Source organism: Echinicola strongylocentroti, from assembly GCF_003260975.1.
GTDB lineage: Bacteria > Bacteroidota > Bacteroidia > Cytophagales > Cyclobacteriaceae > Echinicola > Echinicola strongylocentroti.
This window is the reverse complement of the sequence record NZ_CP030041.1, coordinates 809937-835546: the sequence shown is the minus strand read 5'-3', so window position 1 is coordinate 835546 and position 25610 is coordinate 809937. Positions and strand designations below refer to the sequence as shown.

The window sequence follows — 25610 nt, the reverse complement described above, 5'->3', positions numbered from 1 at the left end:
GCGAGAAATAAAAACTACTGGCAAGAAAGCGTATAATCAAATATTCCAATAATCGATAGGGAACGATTTCAAGGAAGTGTGGCGAAATTTATTCCCCCAGAAATATGGCTTGATCCTAGATAATCCTAAGTCAAGAAAACATAGAAATCTCAGAAAAGCCTTACTTCATTCTGGGAGTTCTGTGTGTTCCGTGAGAAATAAAACCTACTGGCAATAAAACGTATAATCAGAAACTTTTATATGATTGGCTCAAAAGTGACTATTGTAAAAGAAAAAAAATACGGGAGATTCAGTGGCTCAAGTTGTAAAAGATGCAATTGAGAATTCTCCAAAACTAGAATAACGAACCACAATAACATTGCCTTTATGTTTGGCTGTTCCGGCCAAGCGTAAAGGCAATGTAGAACGAATTGAGGCTTTAAATGGGGTTAAATCCTCTTCATTTAACCCTAAAGGTTATTGACAATTTTCTCGATCTCTTTATCTCTTAATTCGATCTGATAGACGTTTTGGTCGAGGAAGGCTTGGAGGTAGTTTTTGTCTTCCTCCCAAATAAAGGTATCGCCTAGGATGACCTCATCGGGTCTGCCAAACTGCTCGGTGAAATACTGGTTGAAGAATTTTGCCAGGGATTCCAAGTCTTTGAAATCTTCCTTTCTGTATGTCCACCGGATTTTGTAGAGCTCCTCTTTGTAAAAGATCAGGTTCAGTTTGGAGGCTTGTTTGCCGGCCACGAAAAGGTGGCTGTGTTCTTTGTAGACCCCTTCTTGGATGCCGTTTTTGATGTTGCGCTTGACGCTTTTTTGGAGCCATTCATTCCGCCGATAGATGGTCTCGTCTCCGGTGATCAGTTGGAGGCTTTCTTGATAATGCTGTAGCGTATGGTTGAGTTTGATACCGTTCAGGCCATTGGCTTCATCGAGGGATTGCTGGCCGAATGCAAAAAGGTGTAGGCCAAGGCATAGGAGGGTTAAGAAAAAGATCTTTTTCATTGAGTAGAGGAGTATAAATATGATTATAATGAAGTGCTAAAATAATATTTAAATGGAAAGATGCGTGGCATTACATCCGATAATTTATTCATTATGCTTCGCAGTGACCTTCTTTATCGTAGTAGGCTTATCGTTTAGATTATCTCGAAGTACCTCTGATTTTCAAAATGTGCTGACTATCGACTGTAGAAAATACTAATCCAGCACCTTAAGCAGTGCGTCCACGGATCGTGAAAATTCGGCGGGGTCAAAATCCACTTTGGTGATGACTTTTAGGCCGCTATAAAAAGTAAAAAGCAGCGTGGCAATGGCTTGCAGGTCCTTGTCTTTGGAGATTTGGTTGCGCTCGACACCCAGTTTCAAATAGTGGAGGAGCATTTTTTCGCATTGTAGTTTGTTTTGGCAGACCAAGTCAGCAAGCTCCGATTCGTTGGGGATAAACTCAATGGTGCAGTTGACGGTAAAGCAACCTTTTTTGTCCGTATCCAACGTGGACTGTTGGATGGCGTTCTCAAATAGTTTCTTGAATCCGACCCGAATGTCAGTTTGGGCATTCAGGAATTCCTTTTGGGCGTTGGCAGTGGTGGTGGTATAGTGGGCAAATGCCTTTTCGAACAACTCCTTTTTGCCGCCAAAAGTAGCGTACAGGCTTGCCCTGTTGATGCCCAGAAAGGCGACCAAGTCTTGGATGGAAGTGGCATAGTAGCCATTTTTCCAGAACAAGTTCATGGCTTTCTCCAGCACTTCTTTTTCATCAAATAGTTTAACTCTTGGCATGGTAAATTAGATCGGAACTTTACAGGTACAAGCGAAGCCAGCACCCATAAAGTTCCGATATTGGAATTGTCATTCCAAATGAATGCAAAAAAATATTACCCCGCCAATAGCGGATTGACATTGGTGCCGCCATCGATATTGTATTCGGCTCCGGTAATAAAGGAAGCCCTATCAGAAGCCAAGAAAGCTACCAGTTCGGCAATATCCTCCGGTTGTCCATATCGTTTGAGGGGAATCCTGTTTTGCATGGCCTCGGCCATTCCAGTGAGTTGGTCTTCAGGCATACCGGTTTTGCTAAAAATCGGCGTATAGATCGGGCCGGGATTTACGGCATTTACCCTTATCTTCCTCGGTGCCAGTTCGGTGGCCGCTGTTCGGGTATAGGAATTCAGGGCTGCTTTAGATGCACCATAGATTCCTGTATTGGGCATTCCCGTGTAGGCATTGATGGAGGACAGGTTGATAATACTACCTCCATCCTTCAGAATCGGTAAAAACTTCTCAATGGTAAACACCGCGCCCTTGAGGTTGATGCCCATTTGTTGGTCAAACATCGCTTCACTGGTCTGGCCTATCGGCGCAGGCAGAAAGACACCCGCATTGACAAACAAGATATCAATCTGTCCAAAACCATTTTTTATTTGGCTGACAGCTGCATCAATGGCAGACAGGTCCAATACATCCGCCACGATTCCCTCTACACCAAGCTCGAGCGCTGCCGCACCAACCTTCTCGGCAGAGCGTCCCGTAATGATGACTGTCGCACCATCTTCTTTCAACTTCCGGGCAGTTGAATAACCAATACCGCTGTTGCCTCCAGTGACCACAGCTACTTTTCCATTTAAATAACTCATAAAATAATTTTTTTGGGTTAAAAATATACTAGAACGATCGTTCCAAAATGAAACAAATAATACTGGAACAATAGTTCCAAATAAGAAAAATACTCCCAAGAAAAGAAAAACCAGGTTCACCCCAGGTGCCACTGCGTTCGCGATGACGTATAGAGTGTAATCGGTCTCCTTTCCTCACCGTCCCCCTCGCCCCCTGAGCGAAGCCGAAGAGGAACAAATTCGAAGAGAAGAGAAGCCGAATACAACGGAGAGTTTGGAACAAATGGGTACCCCTATCATTAATATGCCACTCCAAAACGCTTCAACCTTACAACTTTTCAGCTTTCCAACCTTCCAACCTTTCGAAGTCTCCCTGATCTTTTTAACTTTAAGCTAAACCAAAAAATAAGCATATAATGAAAGTACTGGTGATAGGAGCAAATGGACAAATAGGTCAGTTGATCGTAGACAGCCTTCAAGCGGCCGGTGATTTCTCGCCCATAGCGATGGTCCGTAAGGAAGAGCAAGTGGCAGCTTTTAAGGAAAAAGGCCTTGACAGTGTATTGGCAGACTTGGAAGGCCCTGTGGAAGGCTTGGCCAGCGCCATGGAAGGAGTTGATGCGGTGGTGTTTACGGCCGGATCCGGTGGCAAGACAGGGGATGATAAGACGTTGTTGATCGACTTGGACGGAGCCGTGAAGTGTATCGAAGCGGCCGAAAAGACCGGCGTCAAGCGTTTTGTGATGATCAGTGCCCTTCAGGCAAATAATCGCGAGAACTGGAATGATTCCCTACGACCCTATTACGTGGCCAAGCACTATGCCGATCGGATGTTGGAGATGAGTTCCCTGGATTATACCATCATACGCCCTGGCGGCCTATTGAATGAACCCGGAAACGGCAAAGTGAGTGCTGGTGGAAAACTTGACCGCAGCACCATTCCCCGCGCAGATGTCGCAGAAACCGTCCTTGAAGTGCTCAAGACAGGGCATACCATTAATAAATCCTTTGACCTTGTCAGCGGTGATGATTCCATTGCGGATGCCCTTGGAAAGATATAGGGACAGCAAGCCCCTGTTAATTGATTTTTGCTAGGTAAAAGTGAGTACGAAGCGATCTCCTATTTGGAATACGAGATCGCTTCAATCCGCTGTCACTGCGTTCGCGATGACGTTATGGCATATCGTTGGTTGTCCCTTCAGTTATACTGAGGGACGGTTAAAGTTGAGCCTGTGGCTCACTATGACTAAGAATTAGCAAAGCCCCATCATACGGCAGGCCTGTCTGAAGCCAGGCAGGCTTGTCTGGGACCAAGCTGGTTAGTCGGCCGCAAGGTAAAGAAGGATAACGAATTGATCTCCTATTTGGAATACGAGATCGCTTCACTCCGCTGTCACTGCGTTCGCGATGACGGATTAATTGTAACCGATCTTTTTTTCCCGTTCCCTGAGCGTAGCCGAAGGGAGCGGGAAAAAGAATTACCTGCCTTTTGGTTACTTCCAGTTTGTTAATGTATTGCGTGAGGCTAAAGCACGTAATCCTATTTTATAATAATAAGGATCGGTAAGTATTAATTCTTTGTTATTTAGTTTGGTGTTTCGCTATTTTTTTTGCTAAATTAGGCCAGAAACCCAAATTATTCGTTGATGCGCCTATACTCTTCTTTTACTATCCTCTTTTCGGTACTGATGGGAGTACTGATATCCTGTCAACCTGCCGACACCGAAGAAAAACAGCTCAGGGCATCCGACCAGATCAGCTATAATTTTCATGTGCGTCCGATCCTTTCGGACAAGTGCTTTGCCTGTCATGGCCCCGATGCCAATAAACGGGAAGCGGGATTGCGGCTGGACACCGAGGAAGGTGCTTATGCGGCATTAAAGGATGATCCTTTACAGCATGTGATCGTACCCGGTGAGCCCGAAACATCCTTGGTTTTCCAAAAAATCACTTCCGAAGACCCCGCTGAACTGATGCCTCCTCCGGCTTCCAACCTGAAATTGGAGCCTTCTGAGATCGCGATTATCAAGCAGTGGATTGAGCAAGGAGCAAAATACGAACCGCATTGGGCCTTTGTGCCACCCCAAAAAGCCGATTTACCCCCTGCTACTGACTGGACGAACAATGCTATCGATCAGTTTACCTTGGCCAAAATGGAGGAGAAGGGCCTTTCGCCCAATGCGGCAGCCGATGCCCAGACATTGATCAAACGGCTGAGCTTGGACATTACCGGTTTGCCTCCATCTATCGACTTGATGGAGCGGTATGCAGATATGGACGAGCAGGGCTATGAGCGCCTGATCGACGAGCTATTGGCAAAAGATACTTATGGTGAGAAGTTGGCCGTGCTTTGGATGGATGTGTCTCGCTATTCCGATAGCTACGGCTATCAAGACGATGAATACCGCTCTCAATGGCCTTATCGGGATTGGGTGATCCATGTATTGAACGATAATATGCCCTATGACCAGTTCATCACTTGGCAGCTTGCAGGTGACATGCTGCCCAATGCCACCAAAGAGCAGATCTTGGCCACGGCTTTTAACAGAAACCACAAATATACCGAAGAGGGAGGGGTGATCCATGAAGAATATCGAGTGGAGTATGTCCTCGACAAGACCAATACTTTTTCCAAAGGCATCTTGGGTATCACCATGGAATGTGCCCAGTGCCACGATCATAAGTACGATCCCTTTTCGCAAGAAAATTACTTTCAGCTATATGCCTTTTTTAACAATACCCCCGAAAAAGGCTTTGAGGGAGATGTGGCCAGGAGTGTCCCTGCCAAAACGCCCATATTGTGGATTGAGCACGAAGATATAAGTGCCGATGGGGTGCTGAGCTATATCAATCACCAGGATACCAGCACGGTGATGGTATCGGTGATGGATGAACTGGATACTTTGCGAAAGACCTACATATTGGATAGGGGGGTGTATGATGCGCCCACCAAAGAGGTACAGCCAAATACGCCCCCGTCGGTCATGGCCTTTGGAGAGGATTATTCGAAAGACAGGCTAGGCTTAGCGGAATGGACGACAAGTCCCGAAAACCCACTGACTGCCCGGGTTTTTGTCAATTTGCTATGGCAGGAGATTTTTGGGCAGGGGATCGTGAAGTCCGCCGGAGATTTTGGCATGCAGGGAGACCTTCCTACCCATCCGGAACTGTTGGATTGGCTGGCGGTGGATTTTATGGAAAACGACTGGGACATCAAGCGGCTGCTGAAGCAAATCTTCCTGTCTGCCACCTACCGGCAAAGTGCTGAAGTAAAAGAAAAAGAGCGCTCCAAAGACCCCGTAAACCTCTATTTGGCACGTGCGCCGCGATTGAGATTGACTGCCGAGAGCATCCAGGATTTGGTGCTGGCGAGCAGTGGACTGCTCAATACGGAGATTGGTGGGCCGAGCATCAAACCTTATCAGCCAGATGGACTGTGGGAAGCAGCGACCTCCGGCAGGGGATCATTGGCAAAATATGAACAGGACAATGGAAAAGACCTTTATCGCAGGGGCTTGTACCATTTTATCAAGTTGACTGTGCCGCCGCCTAAGTCCATCATTTTTGATGCCAGCAACCGGGACCGCTGCGAAGTTACCCGTGGCCGCACCAATACACCTTTGCAGGCGTTGGTGATGTTGAATGATCCATTCGTGCTGGAAGCATCCCGTGTCATGGCCACAACGATCGAGCGCCAAGGGATGGAAGCCGAAGAAGCAATCAACTGGGCCTTCAAGAAGGTGGTTTGCCGGGATGCCAAACCGAATGAATCGGCGTTGTTAATGGCCTATTTTGAGGAGGAAAAAGCCCGGTTTGAAGCTCAGCCTGAGCAAATAGACATTACCCTTGAAGTGGGTGAAAAACCCCTGAATGAAACGGCATTGACGGCCAAAGCAGCCGCCATGATGCAGGTCATCGTGACCTTATATAATTTGGAAGAAACGATTACGAAAATATAAGATGGAAAAGGAACTGTTAGAGCATGGACTAAATCAAAACCGGAGAAAATTCCTTTCCAAGCTGAGTTTGGGCGTAGGAAGTATGGCTTTGGGGTCACTGTTGATCCCCGACCTTTTTTCTGGTAAATCTTCCGCTGAAGAAGAAATCATGGCGGCCTTGCCCCATTTTGCACCAAAGGCGAAGCGGGTCATTTACCTATTTCAAAATGGTGCCCCGAGTCAGCTGGAGTCGTTTGATTATAAGCCCATGCTGAGGGAGCGAATGGGAGAGGACCTGCCAGAAAGCATCCGCAAGGGCCAGCGGCTCACCGGGATGACCGCAGGCCAAAGTACTTTTCCGCTAGTGGGCTCGTATTATGGTTTTCAGCAGTACGGTGAAGCCAGGGCCTGGGTAAGTGACCTGTTTCCCCATACTGCCAAAGTGGTGGATGATATCTGTATCGTCAAATCCATGCATACCGAAGCCATCAACCATGATCCGGCCTTGACATTTTTCCAAACAGGAGCGCAGGTGGGCAACAGGCCAAGCATGGGGTCGTGGATGAGCTATGGCCTGGGCAGTGAAAACAACAACCTCCCGGCATTTTGTGTGCTGCTCAGCAGAGGAAAAGGCAACGGGCAAGGCGTCTACTCCAAGCTTTGGTCCAATGGCTTCCTCGATGCCGTCCACCAAGGGGTGCAGTTTTCCAATTCGGAAGATCCGGTGCTGTACCTTGGCGATCCTGATGGCATGAAAAGGACTGACAGGAGGCGCATGCTTGACCAGATCGCTGCCCTTAACCAGATGAATTTTGAGCAGTTTGGCGATCCTGAGATCCAAGCGAAGATCCAGCAATATGAAATGGCCTTTCGGATGCAAACCGCTGTGCCGGAAGTGACCGATGTGTCCAAAGAACCCGATAGCGTGGTGAAACTATACGGGCCGGAATGTCTCGTGCCAGGCACCTACGCTGCCAACTGCCTCTTAGCGAGGAAGCTCTCTGAAAATGGAGTCCGCTTCGTGCAGCTCTATCATCAGGGCTGGGACCAGCATGGCAATCTGCCCAATGAAATGGCCGGACAGGCCAAAGATGTCGATCAAGCTTCGGCTGCTTTGATTACGGATTTGAAACAGCGGGGACTGTTGGACGAAACCTTGGTGATCTGGGGAGGGGAGTTTGGCCGCACCAACTACTGCCAAGGCAAAATGTCTGCCGACAACTATGGCCGTGACCATCACCCAAGGGCATTTTCCATTTGGATGGCCGGTGGTGGCGTGAAGTCTGGAATGGTCTATGGCGAAACGGATGATTTTGGCTATAACATCACCAAGGACCCCGTCCATGTCCACGATTTTCAGGCCACTGTCCTGCATTTGATGGGCATCGACCACGAGCGTCTCACCTACAAGCACCTCGGCAGAAGGTACCGCCTGACCGATGTGCACGGCAAGGTAGTGAAGGATATTTTGGTATGAGCGATTGAGATGTGAGTATGGAGATATGAGACTTGAGATGTGAGATATGAGACATGTTCGGGGTTTGTAATCCGATGTTGCAAAAAAGATGAAATAAACGTTCATGAACATAAAAAGTAAGCTACGGGGCTGGATCGAAAATGCGTTGATCGTTTTCACTGGCTTTATTCTCATTTTTCTTTTGGCTGGTGACCGGTTGATGGTGCCGGCCTTGCTGCAAGTACTGGGGAGGAGCCACCCCTTGGTGCTGCATTTTCCTATCGTGTTGATGTTGGTAGCCTTGGCGTTTATGCTTGTGCCGGGGATCATGCCGGAAGCATATCAAAAAAAGATCACCAAGTGGGCACTGTTGTTTGCGCTGTTTTTTGCTGGAATAGCGGTGCTCAGTGGCTGGGTGCTTAGCCAGGAAGAGGGCTATGAAGGGGACAATTTGACCTTGCACAAATGGCTGGGTGTAGCGGTTTATTTTTTGGGCATACTGATGTACTTTACGATGGACCAGTGGCCAAAAACTGTCAAGCCAATTGGGTTGATATTGCTGTTTCTACTGATAGGGGCGGGACATTTGGGGGCTGACCTTACCCATGGAAGCGACTTCCTGATGGCTCCTCTCCGTACAGAAGAAACCTCCCAAGTGGGCCTGAAAGATGCCGAAGTATTCCAGCATTTGGTCATGCCCATACTTGAGCAAAAATGCCTCAATTGCCACCAGGCCAGTAAAAGCAAAGGAGAGCTAAGGCTGGATGAAATAGCGTTCATCAATAAAGGAGGGGAGTCAGGGGCCTTGTTTGACACCACCAACTGGGAAAAATCCTTGCTGGTCCACCGCATCATGTTGCCAAAAGAGGAGAAAAAACACATGCCCCCAAAAGGCAAAGCACAGCTGACGTCAGAAGAACTGGAAATTTTGCGGTTATGGGTAAAAGGTGGGGCCGATTTTGAGCAAAAGGTGGTGGATAAGGGAGAAGAAGACCCGCTTTATGAGCTGGCCAGCTTACAGCTAAAAAAGGAGAATCCTTATGATTTCCCAGAGGCAGATGCGAAGGACATTGCAGCACTGAACAATCACTACAGGTTGGTGGCGCCTTTGTTTCCGGGCGCAGCTGCTTTGGAGGTGGCTTATTTTGGAGCGGGAGCCTTCGACCCTGCATCCCTGAAGGAACTAGCGACCATCAGCCAGCAAGTGGTGAGCATCAATTTAAATCAAATGCCACTGGAAAATGTCCCCTTGACATGGTTAAAGGATTTTGAGCATTTGGAAGATCTCAAACTTAATTTTACCGGTGTCACGGCAGAACAACTGGAAGGCCTTGCACTGCCCAGTTTAAAGCGGTTGTCCCTTGCGGGAAATTCCCTCGATCCGAAAATGTTTGAAGTAATTGATAGCTTCCCCTCCTTGGAGTTGGTAAATCTCTGGAACACCGGCTTGGGCAGAGAAGCTGCGTCGGTTTATAAGGAAGAGTGGACAGGTGTGATCTTGGAATGGGGATTTGTGGGAGATGGAGCAGTGTATCAGTTGAATCCACCAGAAGTACTCTTGGATAAGCCCATTGCCGAAGGACCACAGCAAATCACCTTGAAGCACGCCATTGGTTCTGTGAAATTGCGGTATACCTTGGATGGTTCGGAGCCGGACAGTGCTTCCAGTCCCCTTTATGAAGGCCCCATCACCATGAACCAAACGGGGCAGATCAAGGCAATTGCCCTGGCCGAAGGGTGGAAGAGCAGTGAGTCGGCTTTAGGGACTTTTTATAGTGTAGGTGTCCTTCCCGAAGGCGTGACGTTAAAGACCAGTCCTGCAAAAAAGTATGCAGGAAAAGGAAAGGAGTCACTCTTTGACCAAGAAAAAGGCGGCGAAACGTACACTTCTGGAGGCTGGTTGGGCTTCAAGGACGAACCACTCGACTTGATCATGGAGATGGGTGGTCAAGAAGTGAATAATCTGGCGATCAGCCTACTGTACCAAGAGGATGCCTATATTTTTCCACCTGCCAACGTGAAGATTTCGGCAATAACAGAAGGTGGAGGTTCATGGAAAACCCTCCTTACCGATAGGCCAACGATGCCCACTGGACTTGGCAAAAGCAGAATGGACCAAAAAATCTATGCATTGCCCGATGGACGGTACCAGAAGATCAGGCTGCAGCTTATCCCCTTGAACAAACTGCCTCCATGGCACCGTGGAGCAGGAGACAAGGCGTGGGTATTTGTGGATGAGGTGGTGCTGGACTAGGTTAATGATGAAGTAAATTATTACGGATAAAAAAATATGGTTTTGAAATAAAAAGTTGTTATTTTGTTTCGTGTTTAGTTTGTTTGTAAATGAAATAGTATGTTTTGTCTTTCGAATAACAGGGAGGATTTCTTTTTAGCAGTTGCCGATGGTGATGAAGAAGCCTTCAGTATCTTATTTGAAATGTACCATACAAGGATCTATCATTTTGCAAAGACTTATTTAAAAGACAAGGCACTTTCGGAAGATCTGGTGCAAGAAATTTTCATTAAAATCTGGCAAGAAAAGGGGAAGCTAAAAGAGATAGATAATTTTGATAGTTATCTTTTTACAATGGTCAAGAGAAAATCCATTGACGTACTTCGAAAGGTAGCAAGGGATAAAAAATTGGCTGAGACTATTAAAATGAATTTGATACCTACTTCCAATCCCCATATGGAAGATGATAATACAGGGTATCTGTCCAAAATAAAGGAAAACCTATCTGCCCAGCAGCGGTTGGTATTTGATATGAGCAGAAATCAGGGACTCACTTACGAGGATATAGCTTACAAGTTAAATATATCCAAAAACACTGTTCGAAACCACATGGTGGAAGCGCTTAAAGTGTTGAAAAAAGCCCTGAAAAGGAATTTGTATTTGTTCTGATTTGGTAAGTGTAACATCGTGGATACATGATTTTTGTATAACCAATTCATCCCCCTGTATTTTTGTTTAGCCTGAAATGTGGCTTTAGGATTGTTGGTTTTTGCGATATTATTTTGGTAGAAAGGAGGGGACTTAAATTTTTTTAAAAATAAATGGACAGGTCACTAGTCCTCTTGTCGGTTGAGAGACGTCCTACCTAAAAGCAACCAGTAAAAAGTTGAATAAGAAAGAACGGTTTTTATCCCTGTGGCGCAGTTACGTAGCAGGTAAGTGTTCCTCGGAAGAGATGGACGAATTGTTTGAATCATTGGAAGATCCTGAGATTTCGGAATTGATAGGGAAGGATATGTCCGAGACGTGGAGCCAAGAGGGGATATCCAAGCCTCCTTATGATACAGCTGTACTTTTAGAAAGAATCAATCAAACCAAAACGAGTCATCTTAGGGTAACGAAGAGAAAAAGGAATAAGCAATGGAAGGTGTGGAGCAGTATTGCGGCTATTTTGGTGTTGTCATTATTGGGAGGTGGTTGGTTCTGGAATGAAATCAACAAAGAAGAACAGGAGAAATGGCAATACAGGCGTGCTGAAATAGGAGAGGTAGTGCCGGTGGTTTTGCCAGATGGAAGTAAGGTATGGCTTAATGCTGCTTCCGAGATAAGGTATTTAGAAACTTTTTCCATAAGAAATGTGGAGATAACGGGAGAGGCTTATTTTGAGGTAGAAGAAGATAAGGGCCGTCCTTTTACTGTCAAGACAGGAAGCGTTACGACACGTGTTTTGGGTACCTCATTCAACGTTCGAGCTTATAAAGAGGATCAAAATATACAGGTAACAGTGAGGACTGGAAAAGTAGGAGTGGGGAAAAGACAGGAAGGAATGGCGACAATCACACCAAATCAGCAGATTTCATATAGTTTGGAAAATGATGCATTTGCATTTAGCGAAGTGGATGCCTCATCATTATGTTCTTGGCGAAATGGAGATTTGATATTCGAAAACTCCACCTTTCAGGATGCTGTAGTCATTTTAGAAAAGCACTTTGGTAAGCAATTCAAATTTGAGAATGAACGACTGAAAACCTGTCGGTTTACATCCAAGTTCTCTGGAAAAGAATCCCTGGATCATGTACTTGAAGTCCTCTCAAAGCTGAATGGAGTCACTTATAAAGTAGAGGACGGTACCGTGTATTTTGATGGAAAAAAGTGCCTCTAAGTTTAAAAATAACCGAAAATTAAATGAAAAAGCCGCCCCGGATGCCGCCGGGACAGCTGACTCCAAATGGAGTTGAATTTGTCAATTATATTATTAACAAAAACCTACCTAAAATTATGAAATTAACTTTACATGGGACGAATTATGTACCCGAAATGGACCAACGAGACAGTGTTTGGCCAGTTTCAAACAAGCAGATTTGGACATTTTGGATGTTGCTGATGCTTTCGGTATTCCTCATCGAACCTGTCAAAGCTAGTAATCAAATTCCGGGGCTGAATGATGTGTTTGTAACCATCGAGCTGGAGGATGAACCACTGATAGCGGCTTTTAAAAAAATAGAAGACAATACCCCTTATCGATTTTCTTACAAATTGGAATATGTAAAAGAATACGATAAGGTCAGTATTTCTACAGAAAGAAGGACACTCAAGAAGACCTTGGATCTTCTATTGGAAAACACCGATTTGCAGTACCAGAAGATAGATAACAGTATTGTCATTACCCCAAAAATAAAAACAACGGCGTCAAAGAAACAGAGGCCCATATCTCCTGATGATGCAGCGATAATGGTGAGGGGGAAAGTAACTTCACCAGCAGAGCCTGCAGGAGTTCCAGGGGTCAATGTACGCATAATCGGCACCCAAAAAGGTACCGTTACGGACATTGACGGAGGCTATCAGATAGAAGTAGAAAATGGAGATGCTGTGCTGGAGTTTTCATTTATAGGCTATGAAACAGCGCGTGAAACCGTGGGAAACCGGACAGAGGTCAATGTGGTCATGCAAGAAATCCTAAGTGGACTGAATGAGGTGGTGGTCGTGGGATATGGCGTGCAAAAAAAGAGTGACCTCACTGGGGCGGTAGTGTCTTTGAGCGAAGATAATTTTACCCAAGGGGCCAATTCCAATGCCCTACAATTGCTCAATGGTAGAGCAGCAGGTGTCAATATCAGTCAACCAAATTCTGCTCCCGGCGCCCAAACAAAAATCCAAATAAGAGGGGCAGGATCAATCAACGGAGATAACGATGCGCTGATCGTAGTGGATGGTCTCCCGGGAATCAATCCGTCTGACCTATCACCAGATGATATCGCTTCTATTGAAGTGCTCAAGGATGCATCCTCTGCTGCCATCTATGGTACCAGAGCTGCAAATGGAGTGGTGCTGATCACCACCAAGAGTGGCAAAAAAGGTGATCCTGTCCTTAAATACAATGCCTATTATGGTGTGCAGTCGGTGGCAAAAAGGATAGATGTACTCAACGGCCGGCAATACATGGAGACATTAAATGCCATTCGTGAAGAAGGTGGAGGAGACCCGATCTATACACAAGACGAAGTCTCACAAATGGGAGAGGGAACCAACTGGCAGGATGTGATTTTCAATGATCGCGCACCAGTGCAAAACCACCAAATCAGCATGTCTGGAGGTTCTGAGAAAAGCACCTATTATGCTGGATTAAACTACTTTAACCAAGAGGGGTTAGTGAAAAACTCCAACTTTAAAAAGCTGAACTTACGGACCAATTTGGACTTTAGGCCAAAGGAGTTTTTGAGGTTCAAGTTCAATATCAACTATACTAGGTCGACTCAAAATGCCATTCTGTTTTCAAATGCTGCAAACGAAAATGCGGGTCCCATTAATTCTGCCATTCAATTTGATCCTACTTTACCAGCAGGACTTGATGGAAGTGGCCGGTATTACCTCAATGACTTTATCGCATTGGACAATCCACAGGCACTGATCAATGGTGTAACACAGGAAAACCTAGATAGTCGGTTTTATGGGACATTTTCTACGGAATTTGAGCCGATAAAAGGCTTAGTTGGTTCAGTAAGACTGGGTGGGACAAATGCCACAGGAATGACTTCCAATTACAGAGATCGATCCACCTTAAACGGTCGGAGCAATGGAGGGATCGGGTCCAGAAATTCATCCGATTATGTGCAGTGGCTAGCCGAGTTTTTGGTGAAATACGATAAGCAATTCAATGAAGACCATCATTTGAACTTAATGGCAGGGGCCACTTTTGAAGAATTTCTAACGGTAGGGGTCAATGCCAGTTCAAGGGATTTCTTGTCCGATGTGACCTTTGCTGACTTACTCCAAAGTGGAGATGGAGACAATGGAGACGATGTGAGCTCGTCTCGAAACAGGAACCGTCTCAATGGCTTTTTGGGGCGTGTAAATTATGATTTGAAAGGTAAATATTTGTTTACAGCTTCCATCAGGGCAGATGGTACATCCAGGTTTTCTGACACTAATAAGTACGGAATATTCCCTTCAGGGGCTTTTGCTTGGAGGATTACTGACGAACCCTTCTTTAAGCCAATAGCCAACACGATGAGTACGGCAAAGTTGCGGCTAGGGTATGGTCAGCTTGGGAATCAGGGAGTGCCCAATTTCAGTACGATCCAGACATTGGTAGCTGGTGGAAGTGCCGTTTTTGGAGATGCTATTTATCAAGGGGTAGTTCCGGCACGGTTGCCCAATCCAAACTTAAAATGGGAAACTACCGAAGAGATTAATTTTGGCCTTGATTTTGGTTTCGCCAATGACCGGGTACACGGGTCCATCGATTATTATATCCGAACGACCAAAGACCAGATTTTCAGTAAGCCCATTCCGTCGGTGGTAGGCTTTACCAATATTTTGGTGAACTTCGGATCTGCCAAAAATTCAGGAATTGATTTTATGCTGAATTCAGTCAATATCCAAAACAATGATTTCAAATGGAGTTCTACGCTTAATTTTTCACTGTTGAAGAATGAGGTGACCGAGTTGCCCGATTTTATTCCTGAAATCATTTCAGGTAATATAGGGACCTTCATTAATAACTTTTTACTAGTTCGTGAAGGAGTGGCAATGCGCTCATTTTACGGTTTTGAGACGGAAGGGATTTTCCAGTTAGATGATGATATAGAAAACTCTGCCCAGCCAAATGCAGCTCCTGGACATATAAAGTTCAAGGACCAAAACAATGATGGAGCGATAGATTTAGAGGATAGGGTAGTGCTGGGGGATCCTTTTCCTGACTTTACGTTAGGGTTTAGCAATACCTTGAATTATAAAAACTGGTCACTGGATGTTTTTATGCAATGGGTGAATGGGATACAGACACTGGATGCCAATGTAACCGAATCATTATATCCCACTAACGAATACAGAAACCGTATCTCCGAATACCTTCTTAACAGATGGACACCAGAAAACCCCACTAATGAGTATCCAAGTGGTGTAAACCCTACTGCCTATGGAGGGGACTTTGTGATCAATTCGATGACAGTAAAAGATGCATCGTTTTTCCGACTGAAGACGGTAACATTGGGGTATAATTTTCCACTCAAAGGAAACAAGGTGTTTAGCAACGTTAATGCTTATGTGGCTGGGGACAATTTATTGACCATAACCGATTTTGAAGGGTTTGACCCAGATGCCAGTGCCTCGGGAGCAAGTAATGTTTCCAAGGTGAGTTATAATAGCTACCCGCTCAGCAGAACAGTACGGTTCGGAGTGAATGTAACCTTTTAAAAAAACGCAACTAATGAAAACGCTAAATAGAAAATATATCAATCGAATGATAGCACTTATATTGCTTGCGGGCTTTACAGGGTGCATGGGATTTTTGGAAGAAGAAGTGTATACCCAGTATGATCCTGATAGCTTCCTTCAGGACCCATCAGGGGTGGATGCACTGCTTACCGGTGCTTATGCTAGGTCGAGGATTATCTCCTATGATCATAGGAACTATACCTATTTGCTCAATGAGTTTTGTACGGATGTCTCATTCGAAACTGGCGGGGGGCTAGAAGCAGTGGCCGCTCCGTTTATACAGTTTTCTTGGCCGGTAAACAATGGCATCCTAAATGGCCAATGGAACAAAATGTACGCAGCCATAGCCAGTGCCAACACGGTACTGATCGTGGCCAATGACCTGACGGACTTACCTGAGGCAGAATTGAATGCCATTATTGGAGAAGCCAGGTTTATCCGTGCATCGGCATATTATTATCTCTACAACCTATTTGGCCCTACACCGATTATCGAAATTCCCGAAGGTGCCAGCCCTGAAGAGATTGAGGAAATCGGCCAAAGCACTCCGAGGGCTACAAAAGAAGCATTTTTTAATTATGTAATAGCTGATTTGGAATTTGCAGCAGCTAACTTGCCTACGGAAGAAACCTTGATAGGTAGGGCCACCAAAGGAGCCGCACTAGGATACCTGATGAAGCTGTACCTGAACGACAAAAATTGGGAGATGGCAGCCGCTACCGCTCAGGAAGTGATTGATTTAGGGTATTATGCATTGTATGATGATTATGAAGAATTGTTCTCTGTGGATGGAGAGCAAAACAAAGAATACGTTTTCAGGGCTCCATGCCTACCACAGTCGGGCTACCAAAACAACTATATGGCACATGCATTTCCTCCTGGATATCCTGTTTTGGACTCTTGGGCCAATTATGGTGCGCAGTTCAGGACCTACACCGCTTTCTACAAAACCTTTGGCGAAGAAGACCTAAGGAGGGATCTTTTCGTGACGGAATATACCAACATTTCCGGTGATCCCGTAGAGCTTGTAGAGCGAGAGGACGGGACAGCTTTGGACAATGTAAGGAGCTTTAAGTATTGGCCGGATCCGGATGCCATAGGAGAATCCCATGGAAACGATATTGTGTATATCCGGTATGCAGATGTGCTTTTGTCAAGGGCAGAAGCGTTAAATGAGGTTAGTGGGCCAAACCAGGAAAGCATCGGCCTGATCAATGAAATTCGTAACCGTGTAAATGCCAGGGAAATTTCCCCGTCCGATTTTCCTTCCAAAGAGGCTTTGAGGGATTTTATTCTTGAAGAAAGAGGTAGGGAATTTTACAGCGAAGGGCTGAGAAGAGAGGATTTGATCCGTCATGGCAAATTTATTTTAAGTGCCCAAGGCAGAGGTTATGATGCCAAACCACACCAAGTTCTCTATCCCATTCCACTACAGCAAATAGATACCAATCCAAACTTAGAACAAAACCCTGGCTACTAAATAATCAATCAAAGGTGGGCATATCACCCACCTTTGACTATAAAATACTATGAAGAACTATATTATTGTTATCGTATTGCTGATGGTCGGATCGTCATGTTCCAAACAATCAGCTACAACTGAGGAAACTGGAGCTAGCGATTCCCTTCCCAATATCGTTTTGATTCATGTCGATGACCTTGGCTGGACGGATGTGGGAGCGTTTGGGAGTGATTTTTACGATACCCCACATATCGATGCACTGGCACGTGAGGGACTGAGATTTACCAATTCGTATGCTGCTGCAGCCATTTGTTCGCCTACTAGGGCTGCAATGATGACTGGTAAATACCCTTCGAGGACAGGTATTACGGACTGGATTAGGGCTAGGTTTCAAGGAGGAATCATACCACCGGATGGCCAAAATCCCCAAGGCTATGATGAAAATGGCGATAAACCCTTGAAAACACCCAAAAACTACCTTTATATGCCATTGTCAGAAGTGACGATTGCAGAGCTTTTAAAAGACAGAGGTTATAAGACCGCTCATATTGGTAAGTGGCATTTGGGGCCTGATGAATACTTTCCTGAACATCAAGGGTTCGATGTGAATATAGGAGGCTGTGATCTAGGACAACCGCCAAGTTACTTTGATCCCTATAAGCCATTCAATGGAAATGAGGAATATATCATTCCTAATTTGGCTCCGAGAAAAGAAGGTGAGTACCTTACTGATAGAGAAGGAGATGAATTGGTGGGTTTTATCCAAGAAAATAAAGACAAGCCATTTTTCGTACAGTGGGCCAGCTATACCGTGCATACCCCATTAATGGGAAAAGCTGATTTGGTCAGTGATTATGAATCCAAAGAGCCAGGAGATCAGCAAAACCCTGTTTATGCAGCCATGGTCAAAAGCCTCGACGAAAATGTGGGAAAAGTAGTGGCGACCTTGGATAGTTTAGGGATCAGTGGAAATACACTAGTGATTTTTACTTCTGACAATGGAGGGCTTATGGGTAATCCATCCCACCTTATCACTAATAATACACCGCTGAGGTCCCAAAAAGGATACCCCTACGAAGGAGGGATAAGGGTGCCCACCATCATGAGATGGCCTGGTAAAATACCCCAAGGAAAAGAAACGGCATCTCCTATGATTACCATGGATATTATTCCTACGATTCTAAATTATGTGGATGGCGAAGTGGCTGAAGATAACTGGGATGGTGTAAACCTACTGGAAATGATCAATCACCCTGGAAAAACGTATAGCCGCGATCTGTTCTGGCATTTTCCCCACTATCGCGGAGTGGACGTAGTTCCTTATTCCATTATCCGGTCGGGAGACTTTAAGCTGATCCACTATTATGATGGTACCGAGGATGAATTATATGATCTTTCTGCTGATTTATCTGAAAAATATAATCTTATCGCTGAACGAAATGAGCTAGCGGATGAATTGAAGCAAAAGTTAACCGTTTGGCTGGAAAAAACAGATGCAAAAATGCCAGTTGAAAAACAATAAAATCAGGCTGTCCCAATAGTCGAAATCAGGTGTCTCCGAAATGGGCCAGAAAAGACTGTTACAACGAGAGGAGGGATATCGACAGCCTGATTATAAAGAAGTAATTATTCATAGCGCTAGTTCAGCCCCACCGTCCCCAATGGTTCAAAATCCAGGGAGATAGAATTCATACAGAATCGCTTATGGGTGGGAGGTGGGCCATCGTTAAAGATGTGTCCCAAGTGGGAGTCGCACCTGCCACAGAGTACTTCTATTCTGTTCATGCCGTGGGAGTTGTCTTCTTTGTAGATCACGCTGTTTTTGCGTACAGCCTCAAAGAAGCTTGGCCATCCACAGTCACTTTCAAATTTGGCCTCTGAGAGAAACAATTTATTGCCACATACTGCGCAGTAATAAGTGCCTTTGGTGTCAGCGTCCCAATATTGGCCCGTAAAAGCCCTTTCTGTTGCCGCTTCCCTTGCAACTGCGTAAAGGAACGGCGGCAGGATTTTTTTCCATTCCGCGTCCGAAACATCCAGTGAAGTGGTGTCTGTCCGGGAGTAGTAGGGGTTGTCGGCTTTCTCTTTTTGGGTGCCTTGGGTTTGGTTACTTTGGCCTTTGCTACACCCAATAATGGCTGTCAGCAGGACACCGATCATCAGTATTCGTTTCATATTATTTTCCTTCCTTCAGTTTATCTTTAAACACCTTTTGGAATTTTTCCAACTTAGGAGTAATGACATAGCGGCAATAGCCTTGCTCTTTGTTGAGGTTGTAATAATTCTGGTGGTAATCCTCCGCTACATAGAATTTTTCCATGGGAGCTACTTCCGTAACAATTTTTTTGGGATAGATGTTTTCTTCATCGAGTTTATTGATATAGTATTCGGCCTTTTCTTTTTGTGCGGCAGAATGGTAGAATATCGCACTTCTATACTGGGTGCCCACATCATTTCCCTGTCGGTTTAGTTGCGTGGGGTCATGCGCTACAAAGAACGCTTCCAATAGCTCATCGTACGTGATCACTTCAGGGTCATAAACGATAGAAATGGCTTCGGCATGTCCGGTTTTGCCCGTGCATACCGCCTTGTAGGTTGGGTTGGCCACATGACCACCCGTATAGCCTGAGACTACCTTGGATACGCCTTCAAGTTGTAAAAACTGCGCCTCGACGCACCAGAAACATCCCGCAGCAAAGGTAGCTGTATCGGATGAAGCAGTCATGTCAGGCGCCGCCCGTAAAGAACCAAATGCTGTCATTAGTGCAATTATGGAGAATAGGAAGTATTTCATTGTAGTTTTGGGTGAATGATTAAAACGGCAGGTTGTTATCACCTGTCCACAGTTTAATACGAGGAATTGCCCCCAAATGGTTTGAAAACGACAAAAAACTACCAATCAATTTCCCGTTTTGGTTATCAGTCAGAATGCATGTTTGGAAAATGGAAAAGGTTTATTTTATCGTTGTTTTTTGAGCTCAAGAATAGGATAGGGAAAGGGTCAGTAGGGCCAATGACATAATTTGGGCATCTTGAAATACCTCTCGGAAGTTTTGTAGTGCCAGGGTCAGGTGATTTTCGACCGTTTTGGTGGAGATGCCCAATTGGGCAGCAATTTCTTTATGGGAAAGTCCCTGTAACCGGGACATTTCGAATACCCTCCTCCGCCTTTCGGGCAGGCAGGTAAGGGTTTTTTCTACCAATCCCATCAATTCATTGTATTCCAAGGTGTTTTGGGTGGTGTTTACCGGGAGTATAAGTTGCATTTGGTAAGTTCTGGTAGCTTTTTGCCTGATTTGTTTTTTGAACATATCCAGCATGGTATTTTTTGCAATGGTAAACAAATAGGCTTTAAGGCATTTTGTAGGATCAATTTTCTGCCTAGCGGTCCATAGTTTTACGAATACATCCTGTGTGATTTCTTCTGCATCCACGGCCTTTAGACCATAATGGATACAAAAAAGGTAGATCCTTTCATGGAATAATTGATAGAGCTCATAAAAAGCATTTTTGTCATTGTCCTTGATTTTAAGTGCTATATCATTGATAAGGGTGTCCATCAATTCTACCTAATTTTATAGTAAATGAAAGTGGCTATAGTTTTAAAATATACTGTAATATAGGTATTGAAAGTTATTTTTTTGAGTAAACTAAGGAAAAATAAATTATATTATTAATGAACATTGGTGAAGGGAAATTTTTAAAATAATGTCATCTTCATTAGGGGGAAGTCAAGTGCATGGCGTATTACTAAGAAAGAATAGTCAATGGATTCATCATTGTTAAGGAAATTTTTTGCAGGAAAGTGTTCTCCAGAAGAGGTGCATATGGTCTTGGTTTGGATAAATTCAGAAACAGGTAAGCAGCAATTGGAAGCTGAGCTGGATGATTTCGAACCAGAGGCAGGAGCGGAGGAGATGGTGGATAGCAAAAAGCTATTTGAAAAAATAGCAGCTCAAATTAGCAAAGAGGAGCAAGCACTTAAAAATATAAATATTGCCCAGGTGAGAACAGATCGTAGGGCTAAGGATAAAAAGAAAAAGATGTGGTATGTGGTGGCAGCGATGATCAGCATGGTGGCCGCAGTTTCTTTCTTTATTCTCCAACACGGTAGTCCGAAAGAGAGAGAGAAGAAACAGCAGGTGACTCCAAAAATGGTGACCAAAACCACCGAATACGGTCAAAAACTAAAGCTCACCCTTGCAGATGGAAGTCATGTGCACCTGAACGCAGGCAGTAAGTTGATTTTCCCGAATCACTTTGGGGATACTGTACGGGAGGTTTACTTGGAAGGCGAGGCATTTTTTGATGTGGAAAGGGATGAGAATAGGCCCTTTGTCGTCAAAACTCCCCGTACAGTGACCAAGGTGCTAGGGACATCCTTTGTGATAAAGGAGCTTACCAATTCGGACCAAACCAAGGTAGGGGTATTGACAGGAAAGGTAAAAGTGTCAGCCCAAAATAGTGGAGAGGAGCTAAGTTACTTACTGCTGCCTATGGAAGCTGTCAGCTATTCTTCCATCGAAGGAAGCATGAAAAAAAACAGGGTTCAATATGACGAAATGTTTGCCTGGAAGGACAACGTCATCAGTTTTAAGGCAGCGGGTTTTAAGGAGGTAGTGGAAGTATTGACCAAGTGGTTTGGAGTAGAGTTTGAGATACGTAAGGGCTTTACAAGCCGGAAAGATTTCACAGGAAAATTTGAGCAGCAATCGTTAGAACAAATCCTAGAGGGACTGGGCTTTACTTTCGAGTTCAAGTTTCGGATAGAAAACAATAATGTAATTATCTATTAAGCAAAAATAACTGCCAATGAAATAGAAAATCACCTTTACCACAAACAAAAAGACCATCGGGCATAGCTGTATTTGGTCGTCCAGCTAGCCCAATGATCCGCTTGTTTCACAGACAATTATTTATCCATAAAACAACTTAAGTATGAAATCAAAGTTACTAAAAAAAATTGTGACCGTGGGAAAGTACGCCTTTTTCGGTATGCTCATTCAGTGCCTTTTCCTGAGCAGTTTGTTGGCTGGCGAGACCAGTGGACAGACCAGCCTGGAAGAGGTATATGTATCCCTCAATGGGAGCGAAGTCTCGGTAGAAGAGATTTTTAAGCTCATAGAGAAAGAAACAGATTTCCGTTTTAACTATAGGCGGGGGGACGTGCGCAAGCGTCAGCTCCACCATTCAGTCCAAGAAGAAGTGTCCCTGGGAAATGTGCTGAGACAAATCTCGATGGACGTCGACCTGAAGTTCAAAAGAATCAATAATGTAATCTATGTAGGAAAGAAGGGGGTGGACACCACTGTGGCGCTGGAAGAAGTGAATGTAGCCGATGTAAAAGTTACCGGTACCATCGTGGACGAAAGTGGGTTGCCCATTCCCGGTGTGACCGTCACCGTTCAGGGATCGACCACAGGGACCGTGACGGACATAGACGGTAACTACACCATCATGGCACCCGAAGGCGGGTCGCTAATCTTTTCATTTATAGGATACGCTACACAGACCGTTTCCATAGGAGGCAAAAGCGTAATTGATATCACGCTAGCAGAGGACACCAAGTCACTGGAAGAATTTGTGGTCGTGGGCTATGGCCGTCAGAAGAAGGTAAATATTACCGGTGCCATCACCGCAGTGGAAACCGATAACCTCACCCAGATACCCACCAATAACCTTTCCAATACCTTGGCAGGGCGTGCTCCGGGGGTGAATGTGACGGGGACCTCGGGGCTTTCCGGCTCGACTTCTTCTATCAGGATCAGAGGGAGTTTTGGTGATCCGTTGTATGTGATCGATGGGATAGTACGTGATAAGACTGCTTTTGATGCTTTGGAAGCACAAGAGGTGGATCAAATCAGCTTTTTGAAAGATGCCGCTACGGCTTCTATTTATGGTTCCCGCGCGGGCAATGGTGTGGTGCTGGTAACTACCAAAAGTGGTACGAAACAAAAGCCCATGTTCAATTTCCAGACTTCCTATGCGTTCTTTTCGCCTACCATGGAACTGCTTTCGGACCAGACTACGGCCACGGATGAGCTGATCTATCAAAACAGGGTAGCGGAATATAGGGGAACAGCCCCGCCCAACGGCGAAGAAGAGTTTGCTTACTTTAGTGACCGGAGCTATAACGTAAACGACTTCATCTGGCAAAACCCTTGGAGCCAAAACTACTCCCTGAGTGTGGCTGGAGGAAGTGATAAACTGACTTATTATTCCCTTTTGAGCTATCGGGGAGAGGAAGGGGCTTATAAAAGCCTTGAGCATGGTAAGTTTAATCTTAGGACTAATGTCACGGCACAGATTTCGGACCGAATAAAATTAGGAGTCAATATATCTGCTAACCAGCAAAACCACGATCGCTTTTACTGGCCATTTTCCGGAGATGATGATTATGATGTGTCGGACTTGTATCGGGTGACCTTTAACTGGCCGAAGGTATATCCTTATTATTTGGAAGAGGATGGTACACCCGCCAATTATGTGACCGACTATCCCGTACAGACTCCCATGGGCAGTTGGCTGGCCTGGAGTGTGATTGACCAAATCGTAGGCAATAGGTATATCAAGACACGAAAGCGGCAGCTGAACAATATCCTTACTTTGGACATTGATTTGGAAGATTTGGTACCGGGACTTACTACCAAGGTGGTGGGGAATTATTTGGCGGAGGATTTCATGCGTAAGAAGTTCCTCACCTTCCAGACCAATTATGTATTTAATCAGGCAGATCCAGATGGAAACAGGTTCCTTCCAGCGCCTCCAGATCCCAATAAAACCAATGTGTTTACCTTCAGCCAAAACCAGGAGTTTTTAAGTTATGACATCAATACTGCATGGAGCTATCAGTTTGATTGGTTCTTGAATTACTCCAAGGTCTTTGGAAAGCATAGCATCGATGCGATGGCTGTTTTTGAACAGGCTGAACGGGGGCTATATGGTGCGTATGCTAAAGCAGAGGACCCTGTGACGGATTATGACCAGGATTTTGTGTATTCTACGGATGCCCAGATGCGGTATGGATCAGGCTACGAAAATGATGGCAATGGCTATATCAATGAAAATGCGGTGGCCCGTCAATCGTTTATAGGAAGGGTAAACTATAACTTTTCGGAGAAGTACATTGCGGAGTTTAGTTTTCGGTACGATGGCAATACGCTCTTTCCCGATGACAAGAGGTGGGGTTTTTTCCCTTCCGTATCGGCAGCTTGGCGGATCATAGACGAGCCATTTATGAACAAAGCCGATTGGTTAAGTGATTTGAAATTACGTGCTTCCGTGGGAACGACAGGAAATGACCTGGATGTAAACGGCAATAGGATCACCCCATTCTCTTATCTCCAAACGTACGGAAATAGCGGCAGCTATATTTTTGGAGATGACCTGTACCGAGGCATTGCACCTGGGGATACGCCGAACCCTTACTTGACCTGGGCTACCTCGACGACGTATAATGTTGGGGTGGATTTTGAGCTGATCGATACCAGACTTTCGGGATCGTTAGATGTTTTTTACAAGAAAGAAGAAAATATTCTTGGCTCCCGATTGGTGACCTTGCCGGACAATTATGGCCAATCCCTCGCGCCAGAGAACTATGCTGCCCGCTCCTGGAAGGGAGGCGAACTTTCCCTTATGTGGAGAGACGTGGCAGCGGAAGGAAAACTGGATTATTCATTTTACGGCAACTTAGGGTATTCAAGGGACCAGTGGGATGTCCTCGATCAGAACCCGATCTTCCAAGATGGCGGTAACCGAGCATCGGAATCCCAGATTGGGCAGCCTGCCGATCGGATTTTTGGCCTGAAGGCCTTGGGGATCATCCGTAGTCAAGAGCAGTTGGATGAGTTGATGGAAGCGGGCTTTAAGCAATATGGTCGTGATCCTTATTTGGGAGGATTGTATTTTGAGGATGTGCGTGGAGATGGTTTTTCGGAAGGGCCTGACGGCAAAATCGATGGCAACGATTTCCAGTTGCTTTCCAATAATGCTGCGCCAAGGTTAAATTATGGGTTTGGGTTTAATGTCGATTGGAACAACTTTTCTGTCAATGCGCACTTTCAGGGAGTAGGTGTCTACGATAGGATCATCAGTAACCAAGAAGGTGCCGGAATGAGGCAGCATGGTGGTACCATTCGTCCTTATTACCCCATCTGGGCAGATGACGTATGGACACCCGATAATCCAGACGCACAATACCCCCGACCCGTTGGCTACAACTGGTATGAGTCCGGAACAGGCTCCACTTCCTTTTGGATCAGAAATGGCGCCTATTTAAGGCTCAAAAACCTCAACGTGGCCTATAATCTCCCTCAATCTTGGGTGAATAGCGTAAACGTGGCCAGTGCCCAAGTGTTCTTTAATGGGACCAATTTGTTTTCTATTTCTGATATGAAGGAGTTTCATGATCCCGAGCAGAAGAACTATGATTCTTTCCCTCTCATGAAATCGCTTACAGTTGGTTTGAATGTTAAATTTTAATG

At 45.2% G+C, this 25610-nt stretch carries 17 protein-coding genes; 11 read left to right on the top strand and 6 right to left on the bottom strand.

Features of this window, described 5'->3' with window-relative positions:
- Positions 1–449 precede the first annotated feature (449 nt).
- The 3 genes from DN752_RS03170 to DN752_RS03160 all read right to left on the bottom strand — a co-directional run bounded on the left by DN752_RS03170 (position 450) and on the right by DN752_RS03160 (position 2623).
- Entirely contained in the window at positions 450–992 is a 543-nt protein-coding gene (locus DN752_RS03170; protein ID WP_112782637.1) for a hypothetical protein, read from the bottom strand.
- Positions 993–1187: 195 nt separating this feature from the next.
- On the bottom strand, positions 1188–1769 hold the full coding sequence (locus tag DN752_RS03165) for a TetR/AcrR family transcriptional regulator (RefSeq protein WP_112782636.1): 582 nt from the start codon (positions 1767–1769) through the stop codon (positions 1188–1190).
- Positions 1770–1864: 95 nt separating this feature from the next.
- Positions 1865–2623: an SDR family NAD(P)-dependent oxidoreductase gene (locus DN752_RS03160; protein WP_112782635.1), complete on the bottom strand. Its 759-nt coding sequence runs from the start codon at positions 2621–2623 to the stop codon at positions 1865–1867.
- A gap of 395 nt (positions 2624–3018) precedes the next feature.
- Between DN752_RS03160 and DN752_RS03155 the strand changes: the two genes are divergently transcribed.
- The 9 genes from DN752_RS03155 to DN752_RS03115 all read left to right on the top strand — a co-directional run bounded on the left by DN752_RS03155 (position 3019) and on the right by DN752_RS03115 (position 18649).
- Positions 3019–3663: an SDR family oxidoreductase gene (locus DN752_RS03155; protein ID WP_112782634.1), complete on the top strand. Its 645-nt coding sequence runs from the start codon at positions 3019–3021 to the stop codon at positions 3661–3663.
- A gap of 585 nt (positions 3664–4248) precedes the next feature.
- Positions 4249–6561 (top strand): PSD1 and planctomycete cytochrome C domain-containing protein, encoded by a 2313-nt coding sequence (locus tag DN752_RS03150; RefSeq protein WP_112782633.1) that lies wholly within the window; start codon positions 4249–4251, stop codon positions 6559–6561.
- A gap of 1 nt (position 6562) precedes the next feature.
- Positions 6563–8017, top strand: a complete 1455-nt coding sequence (locus DN752_RS03145) for a DUF1501 domain-containing protein (RefSeq protein ID WP_112782632.1) — start codon at positions 6563–6565, stop codon at positions 8015–8017.
- Between the two features lie 103 nt (positions 8018–8120).
- Complete coding sequence (locus DN752_RS03140) at positions 8121–10250, top strand: chitobiase/beta-hexosaminidase C-terminal domain-containing protein (protein WP_112782631.1); 2130 nt, start codon at positions 8121–8123, stop codon at positions 10248–10250.
- 99 nt (positions 10251–10349) lie between these two features.
- On the top strand, positions 10350–10898 hold the full coding sequence (locus tag DN752_RS03135) for an RNA polymerase sigma factor (RefSeq protein ID WP_112782630.1): 549 nt from the start codon (positions 10350–10352) through the stop codon (positions 10896–10898).
- A gap of 217 nt (positions 10899–11115) precedes the next feature.
- A complete protein-coding gene (locus DN752_RS03130) occupies positions 11116–12111 on the top strand; it encodes a FecR family protein (protein WP_162633085.1) in 996 nt (331 codons plus the stop codon).
- 116 nt (positions 12112–12227) lie between these two features.
- Positions 12228–15644 (top strand): SusC/RagA family TonB-linked outer membrane protein, encoded by a 3417-nt coding sequence (locus DN752_RS03125; protein ID WP_112786402.1) that lies wholly within the window; start codon positions 12228–12230, stop codon positions 15642–15644.
- 13 nt (positions 15645–15657) lie between these two features.
- The gene (locus tag DN752_RS03120; protein WP_112782628.1) at positions 15658–17145 is read left to right on the top strand and encodes a RagB/SusD family nutrient uptake outer membrane protein; all 1488 of its coding nucleotides are present in this window, start codon (positions 15658–15660) and stop codon (positions 17143–17145) included.
- A 49-nt stretch (positions 17146–17194) separates the two neighbouring features.
- Positions 17195–18649, top strand: a complete 1455-nt coding sequence (locus DN752_RS03115) for a sulfatase (RefSeq protein ID WP_112782627.1) — start codon at positions 17195–17197, stop codon at positions 18647–18649.
- 116 nt (positions 18650–18765) lie between these two features.
- Here the strand turns inward: DN752_RS03115 and msrB are convergent, their stop codons facing one another.
- From msrB to DN752_RS03100, 3 genes are all read right to left on the bottom strand, one after another.
- A complete protein-coding gene (msrB, locus tag DN752_RS03110) occupies positions 18766–19302 on the bottom strand; it encodes a peptide-methionine (R)-S-oxide reductase MsrB (protein WP_112782626.1) in 537 nt (178 codons plus the stop codon).
- 1 nt (position 19303) lies between these two features.
- Positions 19304–19888, bottom strand: a complete 585-nt coding sequence (gene msrA / locus DN752_RS03105) for a peptide-methionine (S)-S-oxide reductase MsrA (RefSeq protein ID WP_211324218.1) — start codon at positions 19886–19888, stop codon at positions 19304–19306.
- Between the two features lie 217 nt (positions 19889–20105).
- A complete protein-coding gene (locus tag DN752_RS03100; protein WP_112782624.1) occupies positions 20106–20687 on the bottom strand; it encodes an RNA polymerase sigma-70 factor in 582 nt (193 codons plus the stop codon).
- A 207-nt stretch (positions 20688–20894) separates the two neighbouring features.
- On the opposite strand from DN752_RS03100, the gene DN752_RS03095 reads away from it, so the two are divergent.
- Positions 20895–21923 (top strand): FecR family protein, encoded by a 1029-nt coding sequence (locus DN752_RS03095; protein ID WP_112782623.1) that lies wholly within the window; start codon positions 20895–20897, stop codon positions 21921–21923.
- A gap of 142 nt (positions 21924–22065) precedes the next feature.
- Positions 22066–25608, top strand: coding sequence for a SusC/RagA family TonB-linked outer membrane protein (locus tag DN752_RS03090; protein WP_112782622.1), 3543 nt, complete (start codon positions 22066–22068; stop codon positions 25606–25608).
- Positions 25609–25610 lie beyond the last annotated feature (2 nt).

What these genes read in the sequence shown, in the direction of transcription:
- DN752_RS03145 (WP_112782632.1), top strand. Translation starts at nt 6,563, where the DNA reads ATGGAAAAGGAACTGTTAGAGCATGGACTAAATCAAAACCGGAGAAAA.
- DN752_RS03165 (WP_112782636.1), bottom strand. Translation starts at nt 1,769, where the DNA reads ATGCCAAGAGTTAAACTATTTGATGAAAAAGAAGTGCTGGAGAAAGCC.
- DN752_RS03155 (WP_112782634.1), top strand. Translation starts at nt 3,019, where the DNA reads ATGAAAGTACTGGTGATAGGAGCAAATGGACAAATAGGTCAGTTGATC.
- DN752_RS03140 (WP_112782631.1), top strand. Translation starts at nt 8,121, where the DNA reads ATGAACATAAAAAGTAAGCTACGGGGCTGGATCGAAAATGCGTTGATC.
- msrA (WP_211324218.1), bottom strand. Translation starts at nt 19,888, where the DNA reads ATGACAGCATTTGGTTCTTTACGGGCGGCGCCTGACATGACTGCTTCA.
- DN752_RS03095 (WP_112782623.1), top strand. Translation starts at nt 20,895, where the DNA reads ATGGATTCATCATTGTTAAGGAAATTTTTTGCAGGAAAGTGTTCTCCA.
- DN752_RS03115 (WP_112782627.1), top strand. Translation starts at nt 17,195, where the DNA reads ATGAAGAACTATATTATTGTTATCGTATTGCTGATGGTCGGATCGTCA.
- DN752_RS03090 (WP_112782622.1), top strand. Translation starts at nt 22,066, where the DNA reads ATGAAATCAAAGTTACTAAAAAAAATTGTGACCGTGGGAAAGTACGCC.
- msrB (WP_112782626.1), bottom strand. Translation starts at nt 19,302, where the DNA reads ATGAAACGAATACTGATGATCGGTGTCCTGCTGACAGCCATTATTGGG.
- DN752_RS03135 (WP_112782630.1), top strand. Translation starts at nt 10,350, where the DNA reads ATGTTTTGTCTTTCGAATAACAGGGAGGATTTCTTTTTAGCAGTTGCC.
- DN752_RS03125 (WP_112786402.1), top strand. Translation starts at nt 12,228, where the DNA reads ATGAAATTAACTTTACATGGGACGAATTATGTACCCGAAATGGACCAA.
- DN752_RS03100 (WP_112782624.1), bottom strand. Translation starts at nt 20,687, where the DNA reads ATGGACACCCTTATCAATGATATAGCACTTAAAATCAAGGACAATGAC.
- DN752_RS03120 (WP_112782628.1), top strand. Translation starts at nt 15,658, where the DNA reads ATGAAAACGCTAAATAGAAAATATATCAATCGAATGATAGCACTTATA.
- DN752_RS03160 (WP_112782635.1), bottom strand. Translation starts at nt 2,623, where the DNA reads ATGAGTTATTTAAATGGAAAAGTAGCTGTGGTCACTGGAGGCAACAGC.
- DN752_RS03170 (WP_112782637.1), bottom strand. Translation starts at nt 992, where the DNA reads ATGAAAAAGATCTTTTTCTTAACCCTCCTATGCCTTGGCCTACACCTT.
- DN752_RS03150 (WP_112782633.1), top strand. Translation starts at nt 4,249, where the DNA reads ATGCGCCTATACTCTTCTTTTACTATCCTCTTTTCGGTACTGATGGGA.